This is a genomic window from Streptomyces sp. NBC_00252, assembly GCF_036187565.1.
Lineage (GTDB): Bacteria > Actinomycetota > Actinomycetes > Streptomycetales > Streptomycetaceae > Streptomyces.
Window position 1 is genome coordinate 61307 of sequence record NZ_CP108087.1, and the last position, 18485, is coordinate 79791.

Consider the following 18485-nt stretch of genomic DNA (forward strand, 5'->3'; position numbering starts at 1 on the left):
GCTCGAGGGGTTCTCTAGCAGACGGGGCGGGCGGGGGGTACCAGCATGCGGACGGCGCTGTCCGCGTGCTGCTGGGCCAGGGTGAGCAGGACCTGGCTCTCGCGTGTGACGGCGGCGCGCACCTGGCGGCGGGCGTCGGCGAGGGTGGCGCCCTCGCCGAGGACGGCGGGGATGTCCTCCTCGCACAGCACGAGGGTCTGGCGCGAGGTGAGGGTCGCCCCGTGTTCGTCCTCGGTGAGGGACCATTCGCCGGTGTGGGCGGCCAGCAGCGGGGCGAGCGTGGTCTGTTTGTGGACGATGCGGCCCGCGTGCGGGAAGCAGATCCGTACCGACTCGCTGGTGTGCACGCCCTGGCCGGCCGCGCTGCGCAGGGTCAGGCGCTGGATGCCGGGGCTCTCCTCGCTCACCCGGGCCCCGCTGATGTGGGCGATGTGCTCGGGCCAGTCGCCCGCGCGGTAGAGGAAGTCGTAGGCGAGTTCGGCCGGGCCCTGGACGCGGACGGAGTCCTCGCAGTACAGGACCAGGTCGTCGAGGCGGCTCCACTGTTCGGCGAACCGTTTCAGCTGGGTGAGCTGGGTGCGGATGTTCAGGTCGGCGACCTGCCCCGGCCACCGGTCGGCGATCCGCCCCGGCCACCGCACGCCCGCCCCGGCACCGGGGCCGTCGTGGGTGTCGTGGCCGTAGCCGTAGCGCAGTTCCAGTTCGCTGGCGTGCGGGCCGCGGTCGCGGATGCCGACCACGCCGCGCATCGGCTCCAGCGGGGAGCCGGGCGCCTCCGGACGGACCTCGATACGGCGCTCCACCGGGTCCAGATGGCGCCACGAGGTCCATGACTCCAGCCGGCCGCCCACCCAGAACCACATCCGCAGGCGTTCGCGCCCGCCGTCGACGCCGTCGGTGTCCAGGCGCTCCACATGGATGCTCGGGGCGAAGTAGAGCGGCAGTTTCGGCGCATCGGCCAACACGGCGTAGACCACACCGGCGGGTGCGGCCACCTGTATGCGGTGGACCACCCCGCCGTCCCGCTCACCAGCCATCCCGGAACACCTCTCTCTGTCTCTTCGGCTCTTCGGCTCTTCGCCGCTCTCTTCAGGTTTGTGCGCGACGCCTGTAGGTGGCGTCCGTGCGCGCTGTCTGTTCGCGTCTGCCGGCCCCGGCCTCCGGGGCCCCGGAGGCCGGGGCGGGCGGTGTGCCGGGCAGGCGCGGCGGGCGGGTCAGCCGACGGGGGCGGGCTCGGGGGTGAGCCGGCGTACGACGCGGCAGGCCCGGCCCACCAGGCGGGGCAGTTCACGGCCGCCGCGGACGAAGAAGTGCCGGCCCGGTACGGTCCGCGAGCGCACGGGGCCGCGGGTCCATCGCTGCCAGCCCTCGGTCCCCCGGGGCGCGGCCAGCGGGTTGTCCTGCGAGGCGACGACGAGGACCGGGGTGGTGAGGGGGCCCTGCGGGCCGGGCAGGCGGGCCGCCTCGTGCAGGGACTGGGCCAGCGCCAGGTCGGCGCGCAGCACCGGCAGGACGGCCCGCAGCCAGATGCCCTCGTCGCTGCCGGCCGGGACCGCGCCGCGGCCGCCCAGCACGTGCAGCAGTTCGGCGTCGGTGGCGCGGCGGACGTCGGGCAGGGCGGCCGGCAGGCGCGGCGGCGGCCACGCGCCGACGGCCAGCAGCGCGGGCCCCGGCAGGCCCGCCTCGTGCAGGGCGCGGGCGACGGTGAGCGCGATCATCGCGCCGAAGCCGTGCCCGTACAGCACGAAGGGTCCCTGGTCGGGGCCGGTGAAGCGGGGCAGGACGTCGGCCAGCAGCGCCCGCTGGGTGGTCACCCGCGGCTCGCCGCGGCGCGGGGCGCAGCCCGGCAGGAGGACCGGGAGCGGCCGTACGCCGGGTCCCACGCTCGCGGCCCAGTGGTCGAAGACGGAGACGCCCTCAGCGGAGTGGGCGAAACAGTGCAGCCGCACTGGCTGTTCGTCCGGCATGGCATCCTCCTGTGTGTCCGCTCCCGGCACCACGCGGCGGCGGGGCGACGGGGCGGATTCCGAGCATCGCCACCCGCCCTCGAACCCCACTCGAGAACACACCGAGCCGGTATGGAGACGGAGGCGGTGGCGGAGGATGCGTGGGCGTGCCCGGGGTGTTGCGGGGCGGGCGGGGGCGGGGAGTTGCGCGCACGGGGCGACTGCGGGAGGTCAACTGGCGGCCGGGGTAGGGGACTTGCCCGACTGCCGGCGCTGCGGGCCGCGGTACGGGGCTTACCCGACGGGGCGAGTACGGGCCGCAGTACAGGACTTCCCCAACGGGGGCCGGTGCAGGCCGGGTTGAGGCCCGCGGGCCCGGCGGCGGCACAGGACGGGCCGGGCCAGGCGGGCGTTTTCTCCGGGCCGGGCGGGGCGGGGCCTGCCTCTGGCCCGGTGCCCGCCCCTGACCCCGGACCCGCCCCGGTGCTGGACTCCGACCCGGTGCCGCATCCTGGCCCTGGCCCGCGTCCTGGCCCGGTACTGGACCCTGGCCCTGGCCTGCATTCGGACCCGGTGTTGGGCCTGGCCCGGTGTTCCGGCGGAGCTCTACGCGGCGTAGCGGTCGAAGGTGGAGCCTCGGCGGGGGCCGGCCATCACGTCGAGTTCGGGGTCGACGGCGAGCATCGCCTGGTGCAGGCGCTGGAGTTGCGGGGTGGGTTCCACGCCGAGTTCGTCTATGAGGCGTCTGCGCAGCCGGCGGTAGATGTCGAGGGCGGAGGCCTGCCGGCCGGAGCGGTACAGGGCGAGCATCGCCTGCGCGTGCAGGCCCTCGTGCTGGGGGTGACGGGCGACCAGGTCGGTGAGTTCGGCGATGAGTTCGGCGTGCCGGCCCAGCCGCAGGTCGGCGTCGATGCGCCGCTCGACGGTCACCAGCCGTGACTCCTCCAGCCGCAGCACCTCGATCTCCAGGACGGGCCCCAGGCGTACGTCCACCAGGGCGGGTCCCTGCCACAGGGCCAGGGCCTGGCGGAAGCAGCGGGCGGCGCGTTCGTCCTCGCCCTGCTCGAAGGCCTCCTGGCCCTCGGTGATGAGGCGTTCGTAGGTGTGCACGTCCACGGACTGGGGCGGCACCTGCAGGAGGTAGCCGCCGTGCCGGGTGGCCAGAACGTTCTTCGCGCCGCCCGGGGCGCCTGGTCCCATGGCCGTGCCGAGGCTGCGGCGCAGCTGCATGATGTAGGTCTGCAGCGTCGTCACCGCGCTCTGGGGCAGTTCCGTCCCCCAGATCTCCTCCATCAGCGTCGACACCGGCACGACGCGGCCCGGATACAGCGCGAGCAGGGCGAGCACCTGCCGGGGTTTTCCGGCAGTCGGGACGATCGAGTCCCCGTTCACGGCGGCACACAGCGGACCCAGAACCTGAATCTCCATGGTTTCCTCCGTTCGTCGTGGGGCACTCCCGATGGCGGAAATGCGTCGGTGAAATGGCACGCTAGTCCGACCCGGACCGGAGGCGCGGGTTCCTTCAGTGGCCTTCGAGCGGTCCTCAACGGCCTTGCCGCGGACGGGGCGTGGGCGGCGTGCGGGCAGGGCGCGAACGGGGCGCGTCGCCATGTGCTCCGGGCGGGAACATGCGGGCCAACCGGCCGAAATCCGCCCCCGTCACCCGCCGGCATCGCTCCGCCCGGCACCGGCCCGCACCGGCCGGCGCTCCGGCGGTCCTCCGGTGACTCTCCGGCCGGCTGCACGCGCCCCTCCCCCGCGCACACCCGTCCTCCTCGCGTCCGCATCCCGCCCCTCTCCCGTATCCGCATCCGCATCCGCGCCCGCGCCCCGCCTGCCGGGGGCCGCCTGCTGGGGCCGGAGGCCAGAGGCCGGGCCGGAGGCCGGGGGGCCCGGGCCGGAGACCGCGCCCGCGCCCTGCCTGCCGGGGGCCGGAGGGCGGGGCCGGAGACCGGAGCCTGCCTACCGAAGGCCGGGGACCGGGGCTGGGGCCGGGGGCCCGAGCCAGAGCCGGGGCCGGAGGCCGGAGCCGGAGGCCGGAGCCAGAGCCGGGGCCGGAGGCCGGGAGACCCGGGCCGGAGACCGCGCCCGCGCCCTGCCTGCCGAAGGCCGGAGGGCGGGGCCGGAGACCGGAGGCCGCCTGCCGAAGGCCGGGGACCGGGGCCGGAGACCGCGCCCGGGCCCTGCCTGCCGGAGGCCGGGGGCCCGGGCCGGGGGCCGGAAGGGAAGAGGGGGGCGGAGGCCGGTGTCAGCGGTCGGCCGACGGGTGCTGTGGGCGGTCGCGGGGCGGTGTGGCGGGCGGGCGGGTGCCGGAGGTCACCAGGGCGGTCAGGTCGCGGCGGCTGGCCAGGCGGGGCAGCAGTACGTCCCACAGGCGGGTGACGTTGTGGCGGCGCAGCCAGGAGGCGTCGGTGGCGCCGAGGACCTGCAGGCCCACGGTCGCGGCGACGACGACGCGGGCGGCGTCCGTCCAGGACAGGCCCGGTGCGAGCGCGCCTCGGTGTCCGGCGCGGCGCAGGCTGTCCTCGACCCAGTGCCGCCACCGCACCCGCGGCCCCGGGTCGAGGGGCGGGGTGGCGCGGGCGGCGCTGTCGGCGGCGAGCTGGAAGCCGGCGCGGACCACGATGTCCCGGGCCAGGGTGTCCATCAGGTCGTGGGTGGCGTCCACCACCGCCTGCAGGGAGTCGCCCTGCCGCTCGCGGGCCGCCCCGGTGATGCGGGCCACCGTCTCGGCGGCCTGGGCCTCGACCGCCTCGGCGAGCATGTTCTTGTTGGCGAAGTGGAAGTGCAGCGCCCCGTTGCTGACCCCGGCCCGTGCGCTGATGGCGCCCAGCGACGCGGGCGCGAAACCGGCCTCGGCGAACACCTCGGACGCGGCCTCGATCAGCGAACGCCGCGTGCGTGCGGCCCGCTCCTGCTTGACCATGTGCTGCCTCCTGGGGCACCGGAACGTCTGCGTTTCCCGCCCCTCACGCGCACGGACACCCGTACGGGAGGGCGCCCCGCCCGGGGAGCCGCTGGCCGGCACGGGCACGGCAGGGCAGGAACCGCACCCGACACACTAACAAACCGCATGAGCGGTTTCATATATGCGGGGACGAAGCAGAAACGAACATCGCTGGTCAACGACTAGGGGGCCGCCCCAGGCGGCCCCCTGCTCCCCCGCGCACTCCCCCGCCACCGCTACACGGCGGACTCCGGCTCCGCCGCGCCCTCCGCGACACCCTCCACACCGCTCCTGGAGACCGACTCGAGGAGCAGCTGGGCCACGTCGACCACCTGGACCGACTCCCTCACTGCGCCGTCGTTCTTCTTGCCGTTGACGGAGTCGGTGAGCATGACGAGGCAGAAGGGGCAGGCCGTGGAGACGATGTCGGGGTTCAGGGAGAGTGCTTCGTCGACGCGTTCGTTGTTGATGCGCTTGCCGATGCGTTCTTCCATCCACATCCGCGCGCCGCCGGCGCCGCAGCAGAAGCCGCGTTCCTTGTGGCGGTGCATCTCCTCGTTGCGCAGGCCGGGGACGCTGGCGATGATCTCGCGCGGGGGTGTGTAGATCTTGTTGTGGCGGCCCAGGTAGCAGGGGTCGTGGTAGGTGATGATGCCCTCGACCGGCGTCACCGGCACCAGCTTGCCCGCATCCACCAAATGCTGGAGGAGCTGGGTGTGGTGGATGACCTCGTAGTCGCCGCCGAGCTGCGGGTACTCGTTGCCGATGGTGTTGAGGCAGTGCGGGCAGGTCGCGACGATCTTCTTCGCCGACCTCGGCTTCGCCGACTGGGCGACGACCTTGCCGTCGTCGTCCAGCTCCTCACCGAACGCCGTGTTCAGCGCCATCACGTTGTCCATGCCGAGTTCCTGGAACAGGGGCTCGTTGCCCAGGCGGCGGGCCGAGTCGCCGGTGCACTTCTCGTCACCGCCCATGATCGCGAACTTGACGCCCGCGATGTGCAGGAGTTCGGCGAAGGCCTTCGTGGTCTTCTTCGCCCGGTCCTCCAGGGCGCCCGCGCAGCCCACCCAGTACAGGTACTCGACCTCGGTGAGGTCTTCGATGTCCCGGCCGACGACGGGGACCTCGAAGTCGACCTCCTTGAGCCACTCCAGGCGCTGCTTCTTCGCCAGGCCCCAGGGATTGCCCTTCTTCTCCAGGTTCTTCAGCATCGTCCCGGCCTCGGAGGGGAACGCGCTCTCGATCATCACCTGGTAGCGGCGCATGTCGACGATGTGGTCGACGTGCTCGATGTCGACCGGGCACTGCTCGACGCAGGCGCCGCAGGTGGTGCAGGACCACAGGACGTCCGGGTCGATCACCCCGTTCTCCTCCGCCGTCCCGATCAGGGGGCGTTCCGCCTCCGCCAGGGCCGCGGCGGGGACGCCGGCGAGCTGCTCCGCGGATGCTTTCTCCTCGCCCTCCATCGACTTGCCGCCGCCCGCCAGCAGGTAGGGCGCCTTGGCGTGGGCGTGGTCCCGCAGGGACATGATCAGGAGCTTCGGGGAGAGCGGCTTGCCGGTGTTCCAGGCGGGGCACTGCGACTGGCAGCGCCCGCACTCCGTGCAGGTGGAGAAGTCCAGCAGGCCCTTCCAGGAGAACTGCTCGACCTGGGAGACGCCGAAGACGTCGTCGTCGCCCGGGTCGGTGAAGTCGATCGGCTTCCCGCCCGACGTCATCGGCAGCAGCCCACCGAGAGAGGTCTCACCCGTCGCGTTGCGCTTGAACCAGATGTTCGGGAACGCCAGGAAACGGTGCCAGGCGATCCCCATGTCGGTCTTCAGCGAGACGGTGATCATCCAGACGTAGGAGGTGGTGATCTTCACGCAGGCGACGAGGTAGACGAGGTCGTGCAGGGTGGCGGTGTCCAGCTGCCGGAAGCGGGCGACCAGCGGGTAGGAGACGAAGAAGGAGGCCTGGTAGCCGTCGGCGTGGTGCAGGGCGCCCTCCAGGGCGTGCAGCACCACGATGCAGACGCTCACGATGACGATGACGGCCTCGACGAAGTAGGCCTGGCCCGAACGCGATCCGGCGAAGCGGGACTTGCGGCCCGGCCGGTCGGGCCTGCTGAGCTGGCGGATGGCGATGAGGACCAGGATGCCCAGGGCCGTGCCCGTGGCGAGGAACTCGACGAAGACGTTGTAGGGGGTCCAGTCGCCGATGACCGGCAGCAGCCAGTCGGGGCGGAAGAGCTGGCCGGTGGCGTTGACGAGGGTGATGAGCAGGGCGTAGAAGCCGACCGCCACGAACCAGTGCGCGACGCCGACGGCGCCCCAGCGGTTCATCCGGGTGTGGGCGGCGAACTCCCTGCCCAGCATGGCGGTGCGCCGCCAGGCAGAGGCGGTGCGCAGGCCGTCGGGGGCGGGGGCGCCCAGGCGCAGGAAGCGGAGGATGCGTAAGAGGGCGCGGCCGAACAGGGCGAAGCCGGCCGCAGTCAGGGCCAGCGACACGGTGATCGCGACGAGTTGCATGTGTGGGCTCCTCGAACCGGCGAAAAACCGGTTACCAATCGGTAACTTGGTGTTCCGTCCGAGGCTACCCACTCCCCGTGCCGCACCGCAGCCCCGTCTGCGGCATCCCGCCGCGCCGGCAACTCCCGTCGCCGGCGGGCGGGTTCACACGGGGCGGACGCCGACGCGGGCGCGGGCGGCGGGCAGCACGGGGACGGCGGGCACCGCCTGGCGCGGGGCGGGCGGGGTCTCGGGCGCGGCCACCAGGATCGACTGCTGCAGGCGGCGCAGCCGGGGCGAGGGCTCCAGGCCCAGGTCCCGCACCAGGGTGGCGCGCAGCCGGTGGTAGACGTCCAGGGCCTCGCCGCGCCGGCCGGAGCGGTGCAGGGCGAGCATGAACTGGGCGTGCAGGTTCTCGTGGGTGGCGTAACGGCTGGTCAGGACGGTCAGTTCGGCCAGGAGTTCGCGGTGGCGGCCCAGCCGTAGGTCGGCCTCGATGCGCTGGTCGAGGGCGCACAGGCGGCTCTCCTCCAGCCGGCGGGCCTCCGTCTCCAGGCGGGCGCCGGCCGGCACGCCGGCGAAGGCGGGCCCGGTCCACAGCAGGAGGGCCTCGCGCAGCAGGCGGGAGGCGTCCTTGTGGTCGCCGGCGTCCATCGCCCGGTAGCCCAGTCCAGCGAGGCGTTCGAACTCCCGCACGTCGCTGCCGCCGCCGCCGGAGACCAGCAGGTAGCCGCCGGGCACGGTGGCCAGGACGTCCTTGGCGCTGCGCCCCGCGCACGAGGCGGGAGCGTCCGCGGGGGCGGCGGGCTGGTGCAGGGCGAGGGTGATCAGCTCGCGCAGCTGCAGGACGTAGGTCTGCAGGGTGGTGCGGACGCTGCGCGGGGGGCGGCCCGACCACAGTTCGTCGACCAGGGCGGCCACCGGGACCACCCGGTCGGCGTGCAGGGCCAGCAGCGCGAGGACCTGGCGGGGTTTGGGCGCGGTGGGCGCGATCGACACCCCGTTCTCCCTGACATCCAATGTGCCCAGTACGTCGATCTGCACGCCGTCGCCCCCTCGGTGGGTGTGTGCCGTCCTTCGGTACCCCGAGTACAAAACAGGCCGGACGGTTTGTCAATACCAAACCGTGCATGCTGTTTTGATGCATCGTGCAGCCGGACCCCCGCCCCTCCCCCGCCCGCGCCCCTGGCCTGCGGATACGCCCGTTTCCGGGGCGGCCGGCCGGAAAATGCGGAGCCGGCCGGTCCGGCGGGCGCGGGGCGGGGCGGGGGCCGGGCGGGGCGGCCGGGCGGCTGCGGCGGGGGTCCTGGACGCCGTAAACAGACCGATCGTGCTGTTCAGGGGGGCGGCCGGCCCGGGAAGGGCGCCGGTCTCACTGCGGGGGGTTGCCGTGTTTGCGGGAGGGGAGGTCGGCGTGCTTGCGCTGGAGCATCGCGAGCGAGCGGATGAGGACCTCGCGGGTGGCGGCGGGGTCGATGACGTCGTCGACCAGGCCGCGCTCGGCCGCGTAGTAGGGGTGCATCAGCTCCGCCCGGTACTCCTTGACCAGCTTCTGCCGCATCGCCTCGGGGTCGGCGGCCTCGGCGATACGGCGGCGGAAGATGACGCCCGCGGCGCCCTCCGCGCCCATCACCGCGATCTCGTTGGCGGGCCAGGCGTAGGTGAGGTCGGCGCCGATGGACTGGCTGTCCATCACGATGTAGGCGCCGCCGTAGGCCTTGCGCAGGACGAGCGAGATGCGCGGCACGGTGGCGCTGCAGTAGGCGTAGAGGAGTTTCGCGCCGTGGCGGATGATCCCGCCGTGCTCCTGGCCGACGCCGGGCAGGAAGCCGGGCACGTCCAGGAGGGTGACCAGGGGGATGTTGAAGGCGTCGCACATCTGCACGAACCGGGCGGCCTTCTCGCTGGCGTGGATGTCCAGCACCCCGGCCAGGGTGCGCGGCTGGTTGGCGACGATCCCCACCACCTGGCCGTCCAGACGGGCCAGCGCGCACACGATGTTGCGCGCCCAGTGCTCGTGGACCTCCAGGTACTCGCCGTCGTCGACGATCTCCCCGATGACGGCCGTCATGTCGTAGGGGCGGCTGCCGTCGGCCGGCACATGGTCCAGCAGCATCTCCCCGCGCCGCGAGGCCGGGTCCGCGGTGCGCACCGCCGGCGGCGCCTCGCGGTTGTTCTGCGGGAGCATCGACAGCAGGTAGCGCACCTCCGCCAGGCACGTCTCCTCGTCGTCGTAGGCGAAGTGGCACACCCCCGACGTCTCCGCGTGCACGTCCGCGCCGCCCAGGCCGTTCTGGGTGATCTCCTCGCCGGTGACCGCCCTGACGACGTCCGGGCCGGTGATGAACATCTGCGAGGTGTCACGGACCATGAACACGAAGTCCGTCAGCGCCGGGCTGTAGGCGGCGCCGCCCGCGCAGGGGCCCAGGATCACGGAGATCTGCGGGATCACCCCCGACGCACGGGTGTTGCGCTGGAAGATGCCGCCGTAGCCGGCCAGCGCGCTGACCCCCTCCTGGATCCGGGCGCCCGCGCCGTCGTTCAGCGACACCAGCGGCGCGCCGGCCGCCAGCGCCATGTCCATGATCTTGTGGATCTTCGTGGCATGGGCCTCGCCCAGCGCCCCGCCGAAGATCCGGAAATCGTGCGCGTACACGAACACGGTGCGGCCCTCGACCGTCCCCCAGCCCGTGATCACACCGTCGGTGTACGGCTTTCTCGTCTCCAGGCCGAACCCGGTCGCCCGGTGCCGGCGCAGCTGCTCGACCTCCTGGAAGGAGCCCTCGTCCAGCAGCAGCCCGATGCGCTCACGGGCCGTCAGCTTGCCCTTGGCGTGCTGCGCCGCCGTCGCCTGCTCGCTCGGCCCCGCCATCGCCTGGGCCCGGATCGCGTGCAGCTCCGCCACATGCGAATGAGTGCCGCCCGTCCCCGCCGTGAGCGGTGCCGGCGCCGTCGTCGTCGTCATCCCTGGTCCGTTTCCGGGACGGCCGGGAGGAGGTGAGGAGATCCGCCCCGGTCCCGTCCGTCCCATCGAGAGCAAAAGTAGACAGCCATGAGATTTCCTCTCCTGCGGGCGGACAGCGCCTGCAGGACCGGTGGAGCGTCCACCGGTGCGCGCCGCGCCGTGCAGTCCGGGTGCGGCGGCGTGCGGCCCGGGTGCAGCGGCGGATGCCGTGCAGCACCGGGCGCCGTCCCACCCGCCGGGACATACCGGCCGGGCGCCGTCCCGCAGCGGCCGCCGCCCCCGGTGTGCCCGGGGGTGCGGTGCGCGGGAGTGCGGGCGGCGGCCGGCCCTGCCGGGCGGGTGCAGGGAGGGGTGGTGACCGGCGGCAAAAGCCACCGGTCCGGGGTGCCGGGCCCGGGTACGTGTGCCGCCCGCGCGGTGTCCGCCGGCGCCGCGTCCGGCGCCCGCTTCCCTCCGCCCGGCCCGTCCGGCGCCTGCCTCCCCTCTCCGCCCGCCGCGCCCGGTTGATCCGGTCCGCTCCGTCCTGCCGGCCCTTGCGGCCCACGGCCATCGTCGGGCCGGGTGGTGGAGAAGTGCTGAGGGATCGCTTGAGGATCGGTCGGCGGGGGCTCGCGGGCGGGGACGGGGTGGTAGCGGGCGGGGGGTGGGTGTGCGTGCGGGGTGGGTGTGCGTGTGGGGTGGGGGGCGGGTGTCCGTGCGGGGTGAGTGGCGGGCGGGTGTGCGGGGTGGGTGTGCGTGTGGGGTGGGGGGCGGGTGTCCGTGCGGGGTGAGTGGCGGGCGGGTGTGCGGGGTGGGTGTGCGTGTGGGGTGGGGGGCGGGTGTCCGTGCGGGGTGAGTGGCGGGCGGGTGTGCGGGGTGGGTGTGCGTGTGGGGTGGGGGGCGGGTGTCCGTGCGGGGTGAGTGGCGGGCGGGTGTGCGGGGTGGGTGTGCGTGTGGGGTGGGGGGCGGGTGTCCGTGCGGGGTGAGTGGCGGGCGGGTGTGCGGGGTGGGTGACGGGTCGTGAGCGGTGAGCGGCCGGGGCTGGACCGTGGCCGCGTGGGCGTGGGCGTGGCCGCGTGGGCGTCGAGGTCGGGGTCGGGGGGCGTGGGCGTCGGGGGGCTTCGGAGTCGTAGGCGCGTGGCGGCCCGTCCCGGGGAGGCTGGTGCCAACTGGCGTCACCGCAGGCCGACATCGCGCACCCGGCCGGGGGGCGAGGACGTCCGCTGTCGTCGCGAAGCGACTCCCTCGGCGCTGCTCGGCCGGAAGGGGGGCGCCAGTTGGGTCCCTCACCGTGCCATACCGCCGTGGTGGTGCGGGAGTTGGCCCGCCGGGCCGGTGCCGGCGGGCGGGAAGGCCGTAGACCGCCCCGAGGGGCAGGGCGCGTTACGGCGGGCGCCGGTCCCGGCCGAAGCCGGGGCCGGGGTCAAGGTCGGGGTTGATGTCGGCGCCAGGGTCGGCTCCGGCGGGTGGGGAAGGCCGTGGACCGCAGGGCGGGGGTCAGGGCGTGGGACGGCGGGCGCCGATCCCGGCCGGTGCCGAGGCCAGGGTCAATGCCGAGGCCGGGGCCGTCGGAAGGGGTCAGGGCCGAGGCCATCGGGCGAGGAAGGCCGTAGACCACGGGGGTGGGGGTCAGAGTGTGGGACGGCGGGTGCCGGTCCCGGCAGGATCCGAGGTCGCAGCCGGGGCCGGCGCCCATGCCGGATCCGGTTCCGGGGCTGCAGTGAAGGCCTTGATGTGGTCGCGGGCCCAGTCGTGGAAGGTGCGGGCCGGGTGGCCGGTCAGGGTGTGGACGGTGTCGTCCACGTGGGCTTTGGCGCCGGCTCTCTGGCGTTCGGCGCTTACCAGGAGGGCCTCGACGAGCGGGGGCGGGAAGCGTCCGGCCAGCGCGGTGCGGGCCTGGGCGAGGGTCAGTTCCTCGAAACGCAGCGGGATGTCCAGGAGGCGGCCCAGTTCGCGGGTCTGTTCGACGGCGGTCAGGGCCTGCGGGCCGGTCAGGGTGTAGGCGTGGCCGGCGTGGCCCTCCTCGGTCAGGGCCCGTGCCGCGACCTCGGCGATGTCGCGGGGGTCCACGCACGCGTTGGGCGCGCTCCCGTACAGCGCGCGGACGGTGCGCTCGCGGCGCACGGAGGCGGCCCAGGACAGGGAGTTGGACATGAACGCGCGCGGGCGCAGCAGGGTCCATTCCAGTCCGCAGCCGCGCAGCGTCTCCTCGCCGGCCCGCTGGCGGCGGGTGATGAGGTCGTCCGCGCCGGGATCCAGGACGGCCGCCGCGGACAGCTTCACCACCCGCCGCACCCCGGCGGCGCGGGCGGCCGCGACGAACGCCGCGTCGTCGTCCCCCTCGACGCGCGCGGTCACCAAAAACGCCGTCCGCACTCCCCGCAGGGCCGAGGCCAGCGACGGCGGGTCCGTGTAGTCGCCGGCCACCGCCTCCACCCCGGGGAACATCGCCGCGGCCCTCGCCGGGTCCCGGGCCATGACCCGCACCCCCAGCCCTGCGGGCAGCCGGGCCGGCAGCGCGCGGACCACTTCCCCGCCCACCGTCCCCGTCGCCCCCGTCACCAGCACCACCGGCCCCTGCCCCAGCCCCAGCCCCTGTCCGTGCCCGTGCCCGTGCCCGCGGACCACCGGCTCCGGCCCGGCCCCGGCGTCGGTCCGGGCGTCGGCCCCGGCGCCGGCCCCGGTCCGGGCGTCGGTCCGGGCGTCGGTCCCGGTATCGGTCCCGGTTCGCGGTACCGCCCGCCGCCCGTCACCGCCGCTGCCGCTGCCGTCGTAGTCCTCTGTGTGCATTGCTCCGCGCCTCCGTCCCTTCCGCTGTCCGGTGCATCGCTCCTGGTACGCCGTTCCCTCTGTTCCCGGTGTGTCGTTGCCTTTTACGCCGATTGCCCGCCGGTTCCTCCGATCCCCGTCCCCCAGCCCTGCCGGCTCTCACGGTTCGTCCGGTGTTGCCGGTTCTCGCGGGTCCGGGATGGCCGGAAACAGACCGGGCGGACGGGTTGGCGGGGATCGGGGCAAGGTGTGCCGTGTCCGGTCTGCCCTGGCGGGGCCTGGCGCGGTAAGATCCGGACTGGACGGTTTTTATTGGGTCTTCGGGCTCATCGGACACGGGAGACCGGGGGCGGCGATGCAGGACCGGGCGATCCTCACCCGTCAGGCGATCCTCACGGCGGCGGCCGGGGTGTTCGAGGAGCGCGGCTACCGGGCCGCGACGATCAGCGAGATCCTCGCCCGGGCGGGGGTGACGCGGGGCGCGCTCTACTTCCATTTCCCCTCCAAGGAGGATCTGGCGGAGGGGGTGATCCGTGAGCAGGACGGCCGGCTGCCCGCGGCGGGCCGCCAGTGCGCGGTCCAGCAGCTGGTGGACACGGTGGTGCTGCACGCCCACCGGCTGCGCACCGACCCGGTGGTCCGGGCCGGGGTGCGGCTCGCGCTGGACCAGCAGGCCGAGGGGCTGGACCGGGGCGGTTCCTTCCGGCGCTGGCGCGAGGTCGGCGCGGAGCTGCTGGAGCTGGCGCGGGAGCGGGGCGAGCTGCTGCCGCACGTGGTGCCGGCCGAGACCGCGGGCGTCCTGGTGGGGGCCTTCGCCGGGGTGCAGGCCATCTCCCGGTCGCTGTCGGGCTACCAGGACCTGCCGCGCCGGGTGACCGGCCTGCTGCGGCACGTGCTGCCGTCCGTGGTCATCCCCCCGGTACTGGCCTCGGTGGACCTCTCCGAGACCCGGGGCGCCTGGGTCCAGGAACAGCTCACCGCCGCCGGCGCCGCGCCGAATCCCGCGCCCCTCACCTGACCCCGCCCGGGACCGCATCCCCCACCCCCGCCCCGGCCCCAGCCCCGGCCATCACTTCTACGTCCGCGCCCGCGCCCGTACCGGTGCTGGTGCTGGTGCCGGTGGTGGTGGTGTCGGGGTGCCGTTGTCCGTGTTCCCAGCTGCCGCCCTCGCGGAAGTAGGCGCCCAGGGCGGCGGTGAGGGGGCCGGCGCCGGCCGCCCAGCCGACGTAGCCGTCGGGGCGGAGAAGGACCGCGCCGCCGGGCAGGGCGGAATCCGCCCCGGTGCGCACCACCCGCAGCAGCCCCGACCACGGCCGGGCCTGGGCCTGCCAGCGGGCACTGTCGGCGCCGTCGGCGCCGTCGGAGAGCAGCAGCAGCGGGCGGCCGGCGGCCAGCAGGCGGATGACGTCGGTGCGGCCCTGGGCGGTGGTGAGTTCGGTGTTGGCCAGGAAGCGTCCCTCCCAGGGGGAGGGATCGGCCGCCCGCGGGGGCAGCACCGTGTCCTGGGCGCTGACCATGGAGGCCAGCACGCCGTTCTCCCCGCCGCCCCCGCCGCGGGCCAGCAGTTCGCCGAACAGGGTGCGCAGCGGGTCCAGGCCGGTGTCGGGGCGCATCAGGGCGAGCTGGGCGCGGGTGTTGTCGATGACGCGCTGCGCGGCCGGGCGGCGCTCGAGGTCGTAGGTGTCCAGCAGGCCGGGGGCGGCGGCGCCGCGGACGGCCAGGGCGAGTTTCCAGCCAAGGTTGAGGGCATCCAGCACACCGGCGCTCAACCCCTGGCCGCCGACGGGGAAGTGCACGTGGGCGGCGTCGCCCGCCAGCAGGACCCGTCCCGCACGGTAGGAGAGGGTGATCCGGCTGAAGTCGCTGAACCGGCTCAGCCAGCGCGCCTGCCCCATCGGCACGTCCCGCCCGGTGATCCGGGCGACCTCGGCGCGCAGCTCCTCCAGGGTGGGCGGCAGGTGCCGGCCGCGGTGCGCGCCGGTGCAGTCCAGGGTCCGCAGCCGCACCCCGCCCGGCACGTCCGGGATGTCCTTGGCGACGATCCAGCCGGTGGCGGTGCGGTGCCAGCCCGGGCGCAGCGCGCCGGGCTGCGCCAGGCGGACGTCGCCCGCCAGCGCGGAGACGGTGGCCGGATAGGTGCGGCAGGCGAAGGCCGCCAGCCCGCGGACCGTGCTGCGGGCCCCGTCCGCGCCCACCGCGTAGCGGGCCGTAAAGGTCACCTGCCCCTGCCGGCCCCCCGCGGTGACCTGGACCCCGTCGGGGCCCTGGCGCACCCCCGTCACCCGCAGACCGCGCAGGACCACCACACCCGCCGCCCGCGCCCGCGCCTCGAAATGCCGCTCCAGCTGCTCCTGCTCGCACTTGAGGACCGGCGGCGGCTCCAGCGCCGGCGCACACACCGCCAGCCCCGGCATCCCCGCGAAATGGAACGCGCACCGCGTCGCCACCGGCGCCGAGGACCCCCCGGCCACCCCGGCCAGATACCCCCGCCGCACCAGGCACTGCACCGCCCGGGCATGCAGCGTGGTCGCCTTCGGCCGCGCCGAGATCCCCTCCCGCTCCTCCACCACCACCGTCCGCACCCCGAACCCCGCCAGCTCACACGCCACCAGCAGCCCCACCGGCCCCCCGCCCACGACCACCACCTGCGCCCGCACCACACCCACCGCACCCGGTTCGCCCGGCACACCCGCCGTGCCGGACACACCGGGCGCGGTGAGTGCACCGGATGCACTGGACGTGGGGGGCGCGCTGGGCGCGGCGGGTGCGGCGGGCGCGGCGGGCGCGGCGGGCGCGGCGGGCGCGCTGGGCATGGCGGGCGTGGCGGGTGTGGCCGCCGCGTCCGGCACACCGCGTGCGGCCGGCGCACCTGCCGTGCCTGCCGCGTCCGCCGTGCCCGGTATACCTGCCGCGTCTGCTGTACCTGCTGTACCTGTCGTATTCGTCATTCCAGGTCTCCCCCATCTCGTCCCGGACCACGTCGCGTCAGCAACCAGCTCCGCACACCCGGCAACAGCGCAGCCGGCGGCGGAAGGGGCGAGAAGGGCCCGGAGGCAGGGGCACGGACCGGATCCGGGAAGCGGGGGCAGGGAAGACCGGCGGCATCCGGCGGCATCCCGCACGGCGTCACGCACCGCACGGGGCCCTGTGCCGCGCACGGTCGTGCACCGCGCGGCACGGTGTCTCCCCCGCCGCCCCCCTTTCCTTCCCTTCCTGCCTTCTGCCTGCCTCTTCGGCCTCTCACGGCTTCCTGCGGCTTCGTCCGGCGCGGGCCCGGCACGCGTTCTGCGGGGGCCGGGCGGACTGTCCAGGGGTGCGGACGCCGCCAAAATATACCGGGTGGACGGTTCTTTGCAACGGGTTCCGGGAGACCGGACGGGAGAGCGGTGCGGGAGGGGTGGGGAAGGGGCCCGGGAGGGGGTTCGCGGGAGGGGCGTGTCCGGGGCGAGGGCGTGTCTGCGCCAGGGCGGGGAGGCATCTCTGTGCCGGGGCGGGCAACGGCCTTGCGGGGGCGGCCTGTTGGGCGGGGGTACGCCGGGGGCGGGGCGGGGCGGGGCCGGGGCCGCGGGAGGGGGCTGGAGGTGTGCGGTGCGGTCCGGGGAGGCGGGCGCGTGACGGGCGGAGCGGCGCGGCTCCGGGGGCATGACGCCGTAGAGCCGGGGCTGCGCCTGGGGCGGCGAGAGGTGTGCAGGGACGGGGAACTGCCGGAGCTGCCGGTCCGCGGCGGGCTCGGAGAGGGGCGGTGCCGTGTCCGGCTGCGGGCGCGGGCGGGGGGCCGCGTTGACGCTCGCGTCGGCTGCAGGCGGGGCGGGGCCGGTGACGCGCCTTCCCGGAGGAGTGTCTGTGCGGTGGCCGGCCGAGGAATCCCCTTCTGGCCGGTCTGCGGTGCGGCCGGGTACGCGGGCGCCCCTACACCCCCGCCCTACGACCCCCAGCCCTCCGGCCCCTGCCCCTGCCCTACGGCCCCGGCCCCTCCGGCTCCGCGGGCAGCCGGACCCCGGGAGGCAGGACCGGGTGCATGTCTGCCGGTTCAGGGGTTCGCGGCGGGCCGCGTGTCCCCCGGTCTGCGGGAGCGGCGATGTTGGGCCGGTGCTCCGCGCTCCGGTGCTGCGCCGGTGTCCTGGCGTGCGCCTCCCCCGCGCACCCCCTCGGCCGGAGCGGGTGCGACGCGTCCGGCCCGGCGGAGCCGCGGTGATGCCGGAGCAGGCCGGGCACAGCGAGGCGGGCGGAGCGGAGGCAGGACAGAGGCCGGGGGCGGGAGCGGGGGCCATCGCGGTGGGCGTACGGGAAGAGGACGGCCGCGTCCCGCGGGCCGGTACCCGGGCGCGGGCGGACCGGGCGGCCGGGGCGCCCTGGACCGGCGGGATGCGACGCGGCGGGGTGCGGTGGGGGCGGGTGCTGCGGGGCGGGGCGGGGGTGGGTCAGGCGGGGCGGGTGGTGAGTTGCGGGGGTGTGCCGGGGGCGGGGAGGGGGGTGTGGTCGGGGCGGGCGGTGAGGATGGAGCGCTGCAGGCGGCCCAGCGGGGCCGAGGGCTCCAGGCCCAGTTCGGTGACGAGGGTGGCACGCAGCCGCTGGTAGACGTCCAGGGCCTCGCCGCGCCGGCCCGCGCGGTGCAGCGCGACCATGAACTGGCCGTGCAGGCTCTCGTGCATCCGGTGCTGGTTGACCAGCACCGTCAGTTCCGGCAGCAGCTCACGGTGGCGGCCCAGGTGCAGGTCGGCGTCGATGCGCTGGGCCAGCGCGCACAGCCGCGCCTCCTCCAGCCGGCGCGTCTCCATCTCGATCTGGCTGCCTGCCTGCACCCCGCTCAGCGCCGGCCCGTTCCACAGGCACAGCGCGCCGGCCAGCCGGCGGGCCGCCCCCGCGTAGTCCTCCGCGTCCATCGCCCGGTAACCGCCGCCCGCCCGCCGCTCGAACTCCCGGTGGTCGACCGTCCCGCCCCCCGTCCGCAGCAGATAACCCCCCGCCACCGTGGCCAGCACGTCCTTGGCCCCCAGCCGCCCACCTCCGTCGCCGGCACCGCCACCACCTGCACCTACGCCGTCGCCGTCGCTGATGCCTGCGTCTGCGGTGTCGCGTGCGTCCGCGGTGTCGCCCGGGTCTGTGTCTGCGGTGCCGTCGGGCCGGCGCGGGACCGGTGCGGCCAGGGCCGTGCCGATCAGCTCGCGCAGCTGCAGGACGTAGGTCTGCAGCGTGGTCCGCGCACTGCGCGGCGGCAGCGCCCCCCACAACTCCTCGACCAGCGCGGACACCGGCACCACCTGATCGGGATGCAGGGCCAGCAGCCCCAGCACCCGCCGCGGCTTGGGAGCCGTCGGCACCACCGACACACCGTTCACCCGCACCGCCAGCCAGCCCAGCACTTCGATCTCCACACCCAACTCCCCCTA

The 18485-nt window shown here is 75.0% G+C and carries 11 protein-coding genes; 1 reads left to right on the top strand and 10 read right to left on the bottom strand.

The window, feature by feature from the left end; genetic code table 11:
- Positions 1–14: 14 nt before the first annotated feature.
- The 8 genes from OHT77_RS00250 to OHT77_RS00285 form a co-directional block, all read right to left on the bottom strand.
- A complete protein-coding gene (locus OHT77_RS00250; RefSeq protein WP_328825811.1) occupies positions 15–1037 on the bottom strand; it encodes a cyclase in 1023 nt (340 codons plus the stop codon).
- A gap of 177 nt (positions 1038–1214) precedes the next feature.
- Positions 1215–1967, bottom strand: coding sequence for a thioesterase II family protein (locus OHT77_RS00255; RefSeq protein WP_328825812.1), 753 nt, complete (start codon positions 1965–1967; stop codon positions 1215–1217).
- Between the two features lie 585 nt (positions 1968–2552).
- Positions 2553–3374: an AfsR/SARP family transcriptional regulator gene (locus tag OHT77_RS00260; protein ID WP_328825813.1), complete on the bottom strand. Its 822-nt coding sequence runs from the start codon at positions 3372–3374 to the stop codon at positions 2553–2555.
- An 820-nt stretch (positions 3375–4194) separates the two neighbouring features.
- The gene (locus tag OHT77_RS00265; RefSeq protein ID WP_328825814.1) at positions 4195–4872 is read right to left on the bottom strand and encodes a ScbR family autoregulator-binding transcription factor; all 678 of its coding nucleotides are present in this window, start codon (positions 4870–4872) and stop codon (positions 4195–4197) included.
- Positions 4873–5129: 257 nt separating this feature from the next.
- Entirely contained in the window at positions 5130–7403 is a 2274-nt protein-coding gene (locus OHT77_RS00270) for a (Fe-S)-binding protein (RefSeq protein ID WP_328825816.1), read from the bottom strand.
- A 144-nt stretch (positions 7404–7547) separates the two neighbouring features.
- Positions 7548–8426, bottom strand: a complete 879-nt coding sequence (locus OHT77_RS00275) for an AfsR/SARP family transcriptional regulator (protein ID WP_328825817.1) — start codon at positions 8424–8426, stop codon at positions 7548–7550.
- Between the two features lie 328 nt (positions 8427–8754).
- A complete protein-coding gene (locus OHT77_RS00280; protein WP_328825818.1) occupies positions 8755–10347 on the bottom strand; it encodes an acyl-CoA carboxylase subunit beta in 1593 nt (530 codons plus the stop codon).
- 1608 nt (positions 10348–11955) lie between these two features.
- On the bottom strand, positions 11956–12897 hold the full coding sequence (locus OHT77_RS00285; protein WP_328834107.1) for an NAD(P)H-binding protein: 942 nt from the start codon (positions 12895–12897) through the stop codon (positions 11956–11958).
- 553 nt (positions 12898–13450) lie between these two features.
- On the opposite strand from OHT77_RS00285, the gene OHT77_RS00290 reads away from it, so the two are divergent.
- The gene (locus tag OHT77_RS00290; RefSeq protein WP_328825819.1) at positions 13451–14113 is read left to right on the top strand and encodes a ScbR family autoregulator-binding transcription factor; all 663 of its coding nucleotides are present in this window, start codon (positions 13451–13453) and stop codon (positions 14111–14113) included.
- Here the strand turns inward: OHT77_RS00290 and OHT77_RS00295 are convergent.
- Positions 14106–16043, bottom strand: coding sequence for an FAD-dependent monooxygenase (locus OHT77_RS00295; protein WP_328825820.1), 1938 nt, complete (start codon positions 16041–16043; stop codon positions 14106–14108). The genes OHT77_RS00290 and OHT77_RS00295 overlap by 8 nt on opposite strands.
- Positions 16044–17516: 1473 nt before the next feature.
- Positions 17517–18470 (bottom strand): AfsR/SARP family transcriptional regulator, encoded by a 954-nt coding sequence (locus OHT77_RS00300; RefSeq protein ID WP_328825822.1) that lies wholly within the window; start codon positions 18468–18470, stop codon positions 17517–17519.
- Between the last annotated feature and the right edge of the window lie 15 nt (positions 18471–18485).